Here is a 13112-nt window from a genome sequence, read left to right on the forward strand (position 1 = left end):
GGCGGCTAAAGGACTATTTTGAGAAATTGCTACATCAGGACGAACGGCTTATGAACAACAACCGTTTCGAGGCGACGAAGAGCGTCACACTGACCAGCAACAGGCTACTGAAAATCGGCCAGACAAGTAAACTCTCACCCATGAGCACCTCGGCCGATAACGAGCCGAGCCGCCATGGCATCCAATCCCACTCGAGCCAGCCGATGAGGAGTGACATGATGAAATGGAGCGCGAGCGTGATGACGAGGGCGACGAGACCGCTCTCGAGCAACGCCGCGAACAAGAAGAAAATTGACAGCTGGACGACGAAATGAAGCATGAGCAGTCCGGTCGCTACCAAGAAATCGCTGACGGCGAACGAATCGAACAAAACGATTGTATAGTAGGCGGCGCTCAATTGGGCCAGGCCAATCGCGGCGACGGCGAGCAATGAATAATGTCCCCATTTGCTGAGGACGATGCGTGTGCCCGGAATCTTGAGCGACTTGAGCCAGGCGAGCGTACCGAGCGACCGTTCGTGACTGAACGTATGCATCGCGGACAACAGCACGACGAGCAGGCCGATTTGTCGCAACTGTTCGCTCGCCGACATGAGCACTTCTTCTGGTGACGGGGTCGGAATCTCGATGACCGCCCCGTCCGGCAGGTTGCCACCCGAGGCCAAAATGTCCGGGAGGAAATAGAGCGTGAGCGGTTGCATCGCCGCGAGCAACATCAAGGCGATCGGGACCCAGACGAGTCGCTTGTTGCGCCATGACTCTTTCCATTCTTGTTTGAAGATGGCCAGTCTCATCAGGCGTTCACCTCCAAAAAGAGTGACTCGAGCGATGGATGCCCGACATGGAGCGATTGGAGTCTTAGACCGCGCTCCAGCAGCAGCTGCAGTAGCGCCCGTTCCGTCACGTCTTTCGCGTCCGTCTCGAGTTCCCATGTCGTCCCGGAGCGGGTGACGTGGCTGACACCCGGGAGCGTTCGCCACTCATCCTCCGTCACGACGTCATTGAACAGACGGACTTGAATCGAGGACTTCGAGCCGAGTAAATCGGTCACGGTCCCTTCCATGAGCAGCCGTCCTTGCCGGAGCAGGAGCACCCAGTCGCTCGCTTCCTCGGCATCGGGGAGCACGTGCGTCGAATAGAGAATCATCCGCTCTCGTTTCAAGTCGCTCAACAGGTCGAGTACTTCCCGGCGGCCGCGCGGGTCGAGCGCAGAGACGGGTTCGTCTAACAACAACAGCTCGGGGTCATGCACGAGCGCCTGGGCGATGCCGAGTCGCTGTCGCATGCCGCCGGACAAGTGCGCTGCTGGTCGATTGACAGGCTCGAGTCCGACCCGTTTCAACAGATGGACCGGGTCGATAGTCGTGACGCCGGTCAACTCGGCCGCATAGCGAATCGTCTCGACAGGGGTGAGCGAGGGATAGAGCGCCGGACGTTGCGGCAGATAACCGATGCGGATGGCATCGTGTCCAACAATTTGTCCGGACGTCGGTGTCGTCACGCGGGCGATCATGTTGAGCAGTGTCGTCTTGCCGGCCCCGTTCTCACCGAGAAGCGAGGTACAGCCAGGGCGGAGCGAGAAGCTGACGTCGTCGAGCGCGGTGAACGTGCCGAACCGTTTCGTCAGTTGAGTGACGTTCATCGCTTCGTCCGTCCCCATAGGAAGTAGACGATTGGGCCGAGGATGTTGATGAATAGGATGACGAGGAGCCATACCCATTTCGGTCCATTCGTTTCTTGCCGTTTGAGCAGGTCAATCAAGGCGACGACGAGCAAGATGAGCTGCAGGACGAGCAACGGCAAAAGGATGAGCAATAAATTTGAGTCATTGGTAATGTCCAATTATGTTCCTCCTTCATAAATGAGTTCACTACTCCATTCCACATATAGGACCTATTTCCTGTATGGAACAGAAAAAAGCCCTTTCTCCGTAAAGAAAGGGTGACGATCATTTGACGATGATGACCGGGGCGAGGGCGCGCTTGGCGAGCTTATGGCTGACGCTGCCGAGCACGAACTCTTGGAACGTGTTCAGTCCGCGTGAACCGACGACGACATACTCGTATGGTTGATGGTTCGCATATTTGACGAGTTCGACGTCCGGCTCCCCACGAAGTTCGATATATTCATACTCAAGCCCGGCTGCAACGATTTGATCGAAGAGCGGTTGCAACATCTGTTGGCGCTTCGTTTCAAGATCGATTTTTCCGGTCGAGTTGAGTGCGGCTTCTTTCGATTCTTTGGCGCTGACGACATGGACGATGTCGATGGATGCGTCTGATGCCTTGGCGAGCTGGATCGCTTTCTCAAGTGCCCGCTTCGAGTGGGCAGATCCGTCTGCCGCTAAAAATACCTTTCCCATTGAAACGTCCTCCTCTTTCACACAATCTACTTTTAGTATATGCGATTTACTAGAGCCATGGATATAAAAAAGGGAGCGAACGTGAAGGTTCGCTCCCGAAGAAATTGAATCAATGGCCGGTGCTTGTTTTTTGTTGCTTCAAGTGTAGCGCGAGCGTATTGAGCAGTTTCTCTGAATCCTTGTTCAAGTTCAACAATTCCGGTTCGATTCCGACTTCGCGATACTTGAAGACGACTTTGTCGATGGCGCCGATGGCCGAGTCGTCCCAAAGATGCGTGTTCGAGAAATCGATGGTGACGTATTTAACACCGTCTTCGGCGTCTTCGGTCACATCGAACTGATTGACGAACTCAGACGTCGAAGCGAAGAAGAGCTGACCGTTCACGATGTAGCGGGCACGGTCGGCGTCCACACTGCGGTCAAGTTCGATTTTCGAGATTTTGGCGGCAAAGAGGATGGCTGCCGTCAAGATCCCGGCGAACACACCGAGTGACAAGTCGTGCGTGACGACCGTGACGAGCACCGTCACGAGCATGACGACCGTATCCGATTTTTGAGCGGTGCGCATCGCTTTAAGCGAGCCCCAATCAAACGTCGCATACGAGACGAAAAACATGACACCGACGAGTGCGCCGACCGGGATGAGCATCAACACGTCACTCATCGTCATGATCATGATGAATAACGCGAGTCCGGCGACGAACGTCGACAGGCGCCCACGGGCACCGGACGAGACGTTGATGACCGATTGACCGATCATCGCACACCCTGGCATCCCGCCGAAGAGACCGGCGATGATATTGGCGATGCCTTGTCCTTTTGATTCCAGGTTCTTGTTTGAATCCGTTCCGGTCATGTCATCGACGATTTGTGCCGTCAACAGCGACTCGATCAATCCGACGAAGGCGAGGGAAATCGAGTAAGGCAGGATGATCATCAACGTCTCAAACGTCAACGGGACGTTCGGGAATAAAAATTCCGGGAGCGTTGCTGAAATCGTACCCATGTCGCTAATGTTTTTCGTCTCGAGCCCGAGCGTGACTGCCAGAATCGTCATGACGACGATGGCGACGAGCGGTGCCGGGATGACTTTGTTGATGCGTGGGAACAAGAAGATGATGGCGAGCGATCCAATGACGAGCGCCCAGATAATCCAGCTTTCACCTTCAAAGTTCGTCAATTGCGCCTGGAAGATTAAAATCGCCAAGGCATTGACGAAGCCGACCATGACGGCGCGCGGGATGAACTTCATCAACCGGGCGATGCCGAAATAGCCGAGCGCAATTTGAAGGATTCCGGCGAGAATTCCGGCAGCGAGTAAATACTGCAACCCGTAATCGGCGACGAGCGAGACGATGACGAGCGCCATCGCACCGGTCGCAGCCGAAATCATGGCCGGACGCCCACCGGCAATCGAGATGACCATCGCAATGATGAACGACGCATATAACCCGACCATCGGATCGACTCCAGCGATTAGGGAGAAGGCAATCGCCTCAGGGATAAGGGCGAGCGCGACGACGAAGCCGGCTAGGACGTCAGCCCGGACGTTGCCGAGCCAATCTTGTTTAATCGTATTCAATTTTTCCAAAAGAACACACCTCTCTATATATTTTTTGACTTTGACCTCCGAGTCTCACGAAGATCAAACGCCGCATTATATGAAAGAAGTCGTTCGACTGACACATGTTTTCACAACGTGTTTCATCATACCGAACTTTTTCTAAGAAGACAATTGCTTATCATGAAAAACTATGGTACTTTCATAACGTGAATGTTATATAACGGTTTTGTTATACAGAGAAGGAGAATGACGATGCATACCGCAGAAGAACTCAGTAAAGTGCTCAAAGTGTTGGCTGATCCGACACGCCTGACGATGCTCAAGCAAATGCAAGAAGGGGAGCAGTGCGCTTGTAGCTTCGTTGATTGTTTTGACATCTCGCAACCGGCCATCAGCCGTCATTTGAAGATGATGCGTCAAGCTGGGCTATTGCTCGAGCGCCGGGACAAGCAATGGATTCACTATCGGTTGAATGAGATGAGCCCGTTCTATTCAATCGTCGTCGATTTGCTCGACAAAATCGAGACGGTCGATGCGAGCTGTGGCTGCGACACGGACTGTGCGATTTAAGGAGGAATGGATGATGAAATTGGAAGTGTTCGAACCGGCCATGTGCTGTCCGACCGGACTATGCGGTCCGTCAATCGATCCAGAGTTGACACGAATCGCGACGGTTCATTATGTGCTGAAGCAACGTGGATTCGATGTTGCGCGCTACAATCTCGCCTCGGAGCCGAACCGGTTCGTCGAGAACGCAAACGTCCAGGCCGAAATTACGAAAGGTCTCGAGACGTTGCCGCTCACGGTCATTGACGGGGACATTGTCAAACGCGGAGCGTACATGACGAACGAAGAGATTTCCGAATTGACGGGACTTCCCGTCGATGCGTTCGCGAAACAAGATGGCGAAAAACCGAAAGTCCGCATCACGCTGAAAAAATAAGGAGGCGCGTCATGATGAATCGCTTTGATTTCCATACGATTGAGCCGACCCGGTACGTGTTTTTGACCGGGAAAGGTGGCGTCGGCAAGACGTCGACGGCCTCTAGTCTCGCCTTAACGCTCGCCGATCGTGGCAAGCGCGTCTTGCTCGTCTCGACTGACCCGGCAAGCAATCTGCAGGACGTATTCGAGATGGAGCTCGACGAGACCCCGCGTCTCGTCCCGGAGACCGGTCTATTTATCGCCAACTTCGACCCGGAAGAAGCGGCGAAACAATACATGGAACGCATGGTCGGCCCGTATCGTGGTATGCTGCCGGACGTGGCCATCCAGTCGATGGAAGAGCAGTTATCGGGTGCCTGCACGGTCGAAATCGCGGCGTTCGATCAGTTCACCGAGCTGTTGACGTCGGAGACGGCCCGAGACACATACGACCACGTCATCTTTGATACAGCCCCGACCGGTCACACGCTACGGTTATTGACGTTGCCGAGCGCGTGGGATGAATTTTTAGAGACGAACACGACCGGTGCGTCGTGCCTCGGCCCGCTCGCCGGACTGGCTGATAAGCAAAGCCAATATAAACGGGCCGTCGAGACGCTCACTGACAGCAATGAGACGACACTGTTGCTCGTCGCCCGTCCCGAAACGTCGACGCTCGTCGAGGCGGCACGCGCCGCGACCGAGCTTCACGCGATCGGCATTGAACGGATGCAACTCGTCATCAATGGCGTGGTCGCGCCAGCCGAAGGGACGGACCTGTATACGAGACGGTTCATCGAACGCCAGCAAGACGCACTCGCATGCTTACCTAAAGGCGTCGACACGCTCGAGACGTTCACGCTGCCGTATGCGTATGAGAATTTGATCGGCGTCTCGGCACTGCGCCGCTTCGTGAACGGGGAGACGGTCACGGTCCCGACGACGACTTACGACGTGGACCGTTACGGCTCGATCGATGCGCTCGTCGAGGAAATCGAAGCGGACGGACCGAGTGTCATCATGACGATGGGGAAAGGCGGCGTCGGGAAGACGACCCTGGCCTCGCTCGTCGCCGTGGCGCTCCATGAACGCGGGCACGCCGTCCATTTGACGACGACCGACCCGGCCGCGCACGTTTCGTTCACGATTGGAGCCGATGTTCCAGAGACGTTCACCGTCGACGCAATCGACCCGAAGGTGGAGATTGAGAAGTATCGCATGGACGTCTTCCGGGAAGCGGGGGATATGAACGACGAGCAGCGCATGATGCTCGAAGAGGACTTGCGTTCGCCGTGTACCGAGGAAATCGCCGTCTTCCGCGCCTTCGCCGATCAAGTGGCGAAAGCGAAAGACCGCTTCGTCGTCATCGACACGGCGCCGACGGGACATACGCTTCTCTTGTTGGATGCAACCGAGAGTTATCATCGAGAACTTGAACGGTCGACTGGGGTCGTCCCGGAAGCGGTTCGCGAGCTGTTACCGAAACTGCGCGATCCGAAGCAGACGCACGTCATCATCACGACGCTCCCTGAAGCGACACCGGTATACGAGGCCGAACGGCTCGTCGCTGACTTGAAACGGGCCGAGATTCAACCGTTCGCTTGGGTCGTCAACCAATCGTTCACACCGCTCGATGTGACAAGCAAGCTGCTTACGGCGAAAGTCGCGAGCGAGGCGCCGTGGCTCGCGCGAATCAGCGCATATCCGCGACCGACACTACTCGCGTGGCAAGCACAACTGCCGGTCGGTTATCCGGCGCTCTCACACCTATTGAAGGAGGAAGTTAGATGAACATTACCAATGAAGCAATCGACTTTATGAAAGCGGCGCTTGCCGAGGAAGATATTCAATCGGTACGCATCTGCACGGAAGCAGGGTGCTGCGGACTGACGCTCGGTCTTCATATCGCCGCGCCGGAAGCATCGGACGACGTGAAAGACTTCGACGGCCTCACGTTCGCCGTCGCGAAAGACGCGGAAGCGATGGCGGAGAACGTCACGCTCGACGTCGAATCGACAGAAGACAGCGCGAGCCTCGTGCTACGCGGCTTACAACAGACGTGCTAAACAAATAGAGAATTATTGGAGGAACTCATTGTGCAGTGGATTGCTAGTATCATCTTTTTAGTCACGCTCTTCCTCATCATCAAGCAACCGAAAGGCCTCGGCATCGGTTACTCGGCGATGGGGATGGCGGTCATCGCCCTCATCACCGGTGTCGTCAATTTTGATGACGTCGGTACCGTCTGGGGCATCATTTGGAACGCGACGTTCACCTTTATCGCGATCATCCTCATCTCGCTCATCTTGGACGAGATTGGCTTCTTTGAATGGGCCGCCTTACATATGGCCCGCATCGCTGGAGGGGGCGGTGTCAAACTGTTCGTCTATATCACGCTTCTCGGGGCGCTCGTTGCGGCATTGTTCGCCAACGATGGGGCGGCACTCATTTTGACGCCAATCGTCCTCGCCATGGTGCGCGCGCTCAAGCTGCCGGATGCGGTCGTCTTGGCCTATGTCATGGCGTCCGGGTTCATCGCCGATACGGCCAGTCTGCCGTTCGTCGTCTCGAACCTTGTCAATATCGTCTCGGCCGACTTCTTCGGCATCGGGTTCGCCGAATACGCGGCCCGGATGGTGTTCGTCAACGTCTTTGCTGTCGCCGGAAGCTTGCTCGTCCTTTACTTGTATTTCAAGAAGGACATTCCGAAGCAATATGACTTATCGAAACTCGTCGAGCCGAGCACGGTCATCAAAGACCATAAGATGTTCCGCTTGTCGTGGGTCGTGCTCGCACTGCTCGTCATCGGCTATTTCACGAGCGACATCATCGGTATCCCGGTCTCACTCGTCGCCGGGGTCATCGCTCTGTTCTTCCTCGTCATGGCGAACCGTTCGCCAGCCGTGAAGACACAGTCGGTCGTTCGCGGTGCGCCATGGGCCATCGTCTTCTTCTCGCTCGGGATGTATATCGTCGTCTACGGTTTGCAAAACGCAGGGCTGACGCAAGTGCTCGCCAACTTCATCGACTGGTTCGCCGTGAACGCCTTCAGCGCCACGTTCGGGATGGGCTTCTTGGCCGCCATCTTGTCATCGGTCATGAACAATATGCCGACCGTCATGATTGACGCGCTCGCCATCGATTTGACGAATACGACCGGTCAGATTCGGGAAGCGCTAATCTATGCGAACGTCATCGGGTCCGATCTCGGTCCGAAGATTACACCGATTGGGTCACTCGCGACCTTGCTATGGCTCCACGTACTCCGTACGAAAGGGCTTAAAATTGGTTGGGGTCAATATTTTAAAGTCGGGATTATCTTGACGATTCCGACGCTCGCCATCACGTTGCTTGGACTATATATCAGTCTACTACTTTACTAAGGAGTGTTTTTCTATGAAATTGGTCATCATCGGTTCGGTCGCTGCCGGTACATCGGTCGCGGCGAAGGCACGTCGTAACAACGAAGACGCACAAATTACGATTTATGATCGCGACTATGACATCTCATACTCGGGTTGCGGCATCCCGTATTACGTCGGGGGAGAAGTGGAATCACGCGACGATTTGACGCCTCGCGATGCGGCGTTCTTCAAGAAGCGCTACCACATCGACGTCAAGACGCGTCATAACGTGACGGCCGTCGATGCCGACGCCCAGACGGTCACGGTCGAGAACCTTGAGACGGGTGAGTCGTTCACGGACAGCTATGACAAGTTGGTCCTCGCGACAGGTGCCTCGAGCATCGTACCGCCGATTCCAGGCGTCGATTCGGACAACATCTTCCCAATCCGGAACATTCAGAACGCGGAAGCGACACGAAACTTTGTCGATGCGACAAATCCGAAACACGCGACGATTATCGGTGCCGGATTCATCGGTCTCGAGATGGCTGAACAGCTCAAACTACGTGGCGTTGACGTCACCGTCATCGAGCGTTTCCCACAAGTGATGCCGCCGCTTGACAAAGACATGGCGTGCCGCGTCGAGGATCACCTCGAGAAGAACGGCATTGAGCTCATGCTCGGTGAGACAGTGACCGAACTCGTCGGTGATGGTCATGTCGAACGTGTTGTCACGGAAAGTGGCAAGACGATTGATACGGACCTCGTCATCCTCTCCGTTGGTGTCCGTCCGAACACGGAACTCGCGAAGTCGATTGGTGTCACGATTGGCGAGACGGGTGCAATCGCCATCAATGAGCGGATGGAGACGAACGTGAAGAACGTCTATGCGGCCGGTGATGTCGCCGAAAGTTTCTCGCTCGTCACGGGCAAACCGATTTGGCGTCCACTCGGTTCGACGGCGAACAAGATGGGTCGTGCCCTCGGGGACCTCATCACAGGAGGCGACCTTGAACACCGTGGCATCCTCGGCACAGGCATCTTCAAAGTGTTTGGCCAAGCCGTCGCCCAGACCGGTCTATCGGAACGTGAGGCCCGCGATCTCGGGTATGACGTCGAAGTGCTCCATAACACGAAGCCGGACAAGCCGGCTTATATGGGCGGGAAAGACTTGACGATTAAAGCAATCGGCGACCGGGCGACACGTCAATTGCTCGGCGTTCAAATCGTCGGCTTTGAAGGCGTCGACAAGCGCATCGACGTGTTCGTCACGGCTATCACGTTCAAAGCGAAGGTCGATGACTTGTTCCATCTCGACCTTGCGTACGCACCACCGTTCTCGACGACGAAAGATCCGGTCATGTACACGGGTATGGCACTCGCGAATAGTATGAACCAATCGGCGCGTCTGATTACACCGGCTGAGCTGCAGAAACGAATCGATGCGGGTGAGGATATGCAGATTATTGATACGCGCAAAGCTTCGCAGTTCGAGAAGGCGTGCGTCGACTGTGCGGTCAACATTCCGCTCGGTAACTTGCGCGAAGCTGCCAAGGACATGGACAAAGACAAGCCGACGGTCGTCTACTGCAATGGTGGAGTGACGGGGAACGCGGCGCAAAACGTGCTCCGCAACCTCGGATTCACGGACGTCTACAACTTGTCAGGTGGGAACAAGAACTATCAATTATTCAAAAAATACGGGAACTAACAAAACGGCGGCCTGAGCAATCAGATCGCCGTTTTGTCATGGGATTCTAGAGCTAGCAGTCATTCCCTGTTCTTGAAAAAAACATTGTATTCCAAAAAGGAAACGTTTACAATTTTTGTGTAAGCGTTTTCCTAAAATTATGCTACAAGGAGGGACCCACATGGTCAACAAACGATGGAAACAGGCATGGGCAGTTGTGCTAACGTTTGCACTAGTGCTCTCAATGTTTCCGATGTCATCGTCCGCTCTCGATAAGGGCAAGTCGACGCTCGTCGTCGTGCACTATCAAGAGGCACCGGACAATCAAATGGATTGGAACTTATGGCTTTGGGCGAATAACCCAGATTACTTCCCGAATAAAGGCTTCGCCTTCAACGGCGAGGACGATTTCGGCAAGGTGGCGGCCTATGAATTCCCGGTCGATTCACCTGAGAAGCTCGGTCTCATCGTCCGAACGGACAACTGGGAGAAAGATAAAGGGTCGGAGAACGACCGTTTCATCACGAGCGATATGATTAAAGACGGCGTTGCCGAAGTGTGGATCAAGTCAGGGGACTCGAAGATCTATACGTCGAACCCGGACGGGGAGACGGCAGCAACGGACGTGGATATGAAAGTTCATTACTTCCGTTACGACAATACATACACGGACTGGGGTCTTTGGACTTGGCCAGATGGTGGGGACGGTCAAAGCATCAACTTCGATGAGACGGACGCCTTCGGCGGTGTCGCGAACGTGAAGTTCGCGAATCCGGACGCGAAGAAGCTCATCGGACTCGTCACGAAAAAAGGCGAATGGGCCGAAAAAGACGGTACAGACCGTTTCGCGCTCAGCACGGCGAAAGAGATTTGGCTCGTCGAAGGGGATTCGACGATTTACTACTCGGAACCAGAAATCGATCGTTCACCGAAAATCGTTTCATTCGAGGCGGACACGTTCCGTCAAGCGGAGCTCACACTCAACCGCGTCATCGATGAGACGTTCTTGAGCGAATTGACGGTCGAAGGTGCGACCGTTGAATCGGTTAAGAAGTCAGGCGACAAGTCGGTCACGGTCCGTTTCAGTGCCGATATCGACTTGGCGGCGGTCATCACGGCGAAGCACCCGACGTTCGGAGACAAAGTACTCCAAGCGGGCGACGTGCTCCGCTCACCGGAGTTTGATGCGAAGTACGCTTACGACGGCAAACTCGGCGTGACGTATAAGCAGTCAAAATCACAATTCGTCCTCTGGGCCCCGACGGCACAAGACGTGAAACTCGAACTATGGAATATGCCGAAAACGCGTCCAGCTTCAGATAAAGATTTGAAGAAGACGATTTCAATGAAGCGTGGCGAACGCGGCACATGGGTCGCTACGGTTCGCGGTGACTTGGATGGCATCGGCTACACATACAACGTCAAGCACGCGTCAGGCAGCGTCCGCGCGGTCGATCCGTACGCGACGGCCGTCGGTGTGAACGGGGATCAAGGGGTCGTCGTCGACTTGAACGAGACGAAACCGAAACGTTGGAACTCGATGAAGCCGAAATTGGCGAAACGGACAGACGCGATCATCTATGAGACGCATGTCCGCGACTTGTCGATTTTCGACGTCACGTCAGACAAGTACGACTCAGGCATCAAACACAAAGGTAAATATCTCGGCGTCGTCGAGCCAGGCACGCGTCTGCTCGTCAACGGCAAGAAGACAGCCACGAAGACGGGTCTCGACCATATGAAAGACCTCGGTGTCACGCACGTCCAGTTCATTCCGGTGTACGACTATAACACGGCCTCGGTCGATGAGACGAACCCGGATGCATCATACAACTGGGGCTATGACCCGAAAAACTATAACGCGCCGGAAGGCTCGTACTCGACGAATCCATATGACGCCAAAGTCCGGATTCGTGAGATGAAACAAATGATTCAAGGGCTCCACGACAACAACTTGCGTGCCGTCATGGACGTCGTCTATAACCACATGTTCGATGCCCAGGCGTCGAACTTGCATAAAATCGTTCCAGGTTACTACTACCGCTACACAGAAGGCGGCGACTTCGCGAACGGAACGGGTGTTGGTAACGACACCGCTTCGGAACGCAAGATGATGCAGAAGCTCATCGTCGACTCGGTCGTCTATTGGGCGCAAGAGTACCATTGGGACGGGTTCCGTTTCGACCTCATGGGTATCCATGACGTCAAGACGATGAACCAAGTTCGTTCGGCGTTGAACAAGGTCGACCCATCAATCCTCGTCTTCGGCGAAGGTTGGGACCTTGGCACACCGCTCGACCCGGCGAAAAAAGCGAACCAAAAGAACGCCTACAAAATGCCGGGCGTCGCGCACTTTAACGACAATATCCGTGACGGTTTGAAAGGCAGTGTCTTCATCGATACGGACAACGGCTTCATCAACGGAAAAGCCGGCCTTGAGAACCGCATCAAGACAGGGATCGTCGGTGAAATCGACTATAGCGCCGACATCAAAGGATTCACGAAAGAACCGACGCAAGCGATCACGTACGTTGAAGCGCATGACAACCATACGCTTTGGGACAAGCTCGAACTCACGAACGCGAAAACGTCGGAAGCGGACCGGACGAAGATGCACCGTCTCGCGTCAAGCATCCTCTTGACGAGCCAAGGGACAACGTTCATCCATGCCGGTCAAGAGTTCATGCGGACGAAAGAGGGCGACCACAACTCGTATAAATCGCCGGACCGCATCAACCAAATGGACTGGAAACGGGCCGCTGACCGCAAAGCGGATGTCAAGTACATGAAAGGCTTGATTGAAATGCGTAAAGACAACCCAGGTCTTCGCATGACGAAGGCAGTCGACGTGAAGAAAAACTTGAAATTCTATAAAGCCGAAGCGAACGTCATCAGCTACTCAATCGATGACAAAGCACCAGGCCAGAAGAAAGACTTGTTCGTCACGCACAACGCCAACGCCAAGACGGTCAAAGTGAAATTGCCGAGTGGGCAATGGAACCTCATCGTCGACGGGAAACAAGCGGGCACGAAGACGATTAAACGCGTCTCGGGCACGGTCGATGTACCGGCTTATAGCTCGGTCGTCGTGAAACAACGTTAAGCTACGCACCAGAGGTCAAACGACCTCTGGTTTTTTGTGTGCTCAAACGTCCCAATGTGCAATTCCGGAAACTCATTCCCATGATTATCCAATATACAGCGAGATGTGATTATGCAATTTTATATA

The 13112-nt window shown here is 54.6% G+C and carries 12 protein-coding genes; 7 read left to right on the top strand and 5 right to left on the bottom strand.

The genetic code is table 11. The features are described from left to right. Nucleotides 1–34: 34 nt before the first annotated feature. The 5 genes from KNO58_RS01850 to KNO58_RS01870 all read right to left on the bottom strand — a co-directional run bounded on the left by KNO58_RS01850 (nucleotide 35) and on the right by KNO58_RS01870 (nucleotide 3952). Nucleotides 35–793 carry an ABC transporter permease gene (locus KNO58_RS01850; protein ID WP_214751607.1) on the bottom strand — a complete coding sequence of 253 codons (759 nt, stop codon included), beginning with the start codon at nucleotides 791–793 and terminating at the stop codon, nucleotides 35–37. Beyond that, entirely contained in the window at nucleotides 793–1641 is an 849-nt protein-coding gene (locus KNO58_RS01855) for an ABC transporter ATP-binding protein (protein WP_214751609.1), read from the bottom strand. The genes KNO58_RS01850 and KNO58_RS01855 overlap by 1 nt, the downstream gene beginning before the upstream one ends. Further along, nucleotides 1638–1841, bottom strand: a complete 204-nt coding sequence (locus KNO58_RS01860) for a PLD nuclease N-terminal domain-containing protein (protein WP_021066453.1) — start codon at nucleotides 1839–1841, stop codon at nucleotides 1638–1640. Before KNO58_RS01860 ends, KNO58_RS01855 begins: the two co-directional genes overlap by 4 nt. A 106-nt stretch (nucleotides 1842–1947) precedes the next feature. Next, on the bottom strand, nucleotides 1948–2361 hold the full coding sequence (locus KNO58_RS01865; RefSeq protein WP_214751611.1) for a universal stress protein: 414 nt from the start codon (nucleotides 2359–2361) through the stop codon (nucleotides 1948–1950). A gap of 109 nt (nucleotides 2362–2470) precedes the next feature. Next, nucleotides 2471–3952, bottom strand: coding sequence for a SulP family inorganic anion transporter (locus tag KNO58_RS01870; protein WP_214751613.1), 1482 nt, complete (start codon nucleotides 3950–3952; stop codon nucleotides 2471–2473). Between the two features lie 225 nt (nucleotides 3953–4177). On the opposite strand from KNO58_RS01870, the gene KNO58_RS01875 reads away from it, so the two are divergent. From KNO58_RS01875 to pulA, 7 genes are all read left to right on the top strand, one after another. Further along, nucleotides 4178–4495, top strand: coding sequence for an ArsR/SmtB family transcription factor (locus KNO58_RS01875; protein WP_214751615.1), 318 nt, complete (start codon nucleotides 4178–4180; stop codon nucleotides 4493–4495). 10 nt (nucleotides 4496–4505) lie between these two features. Continuing rightward, entirely contained in the window at nucleotides 4506–4868 is a 363-nt protein-coding gene (gene arsD / locus KNO58_RS01880) for an arsenite efflux transporter metallochaperone ArsD (protein ID WP_312845865.1), read from the top strand. A gap of 14 nt (nucleotides 4869–4882) precedes the next feature. Then, nucleotides 4883–6640, top strand: a complete 1758-nt coding sequence (gene arsA, locus KNO58_RS01885; protein ID WP_438821722.1) for an arsenical pump-driving ATPase — start codon at nucleotides 4883–4885, stop codon at nucleotides 6638–6640. Next, nucleotides 6637–6915: a Fe-S cluster assembly protein HesB gene (locus KNO58_RS01890; RefSeq protein WP_214751619.1), complete on the top strand. Its 279-nt coding sequence runs from the start codon at nucleotides 6637–6639 to the stop codon at nucleotides 6913–6915. The genes arsA and KNO58_RS01890 overlap by 4 nt, the downstream gene beginning before the upstream one ends. Nucleotides 6916–6945: 30 nt before the next feature. Then, nucleotides 6946–8232, top strand: coding sequence for an arsenic transporter (locus tag KNO58_RS01895; RefSeq protein ID WP_214751621.1), 1287 nt, complete (start codon nucleotides 6946–6948; stop codon nucleotides 8230–8232). A gap of 13 nt (nucleotides 8233–8245) precedes the next feature. Continuing rightward, the gene (locus tag KNO58_RS01900) at nucleotides 8246–9904 is read left to right on the top strand and encodes an FAD-dependent oxidoreductase (RefSeq protein WP_214751623.1); all 1659 of its coding nucleotides are present in this window, start codon (nucleotides 8246–8248) and stop codon (nucleotides 9902–9904) included. A gap of 160 nt (nucleotides 9905–10064) precedes the next feature. Then, complete coding sequence (gene pulA / locus KNO58_RS01905; protein ID WP_251026017.1) at nucleotides 10065–12986, top strand: type I pullulanase; 2922 nt, start codon at nucleotides 10065–10067, stop codon at nucleotides 12984–12986. Nucleotides 12987–13112: the final 126 nt, after the last annotated feature.

The organism is Exiguobacterium sp. J17977 (genome assembly GCF_018616375.1).
GTDB classification, from domain to species: Bacteria; Bacillota; Bacilli; order Exiguobacteriales; family Exiguobacteriaceae; genus Exiguobacterium; species Exiguobacterium mexicanum.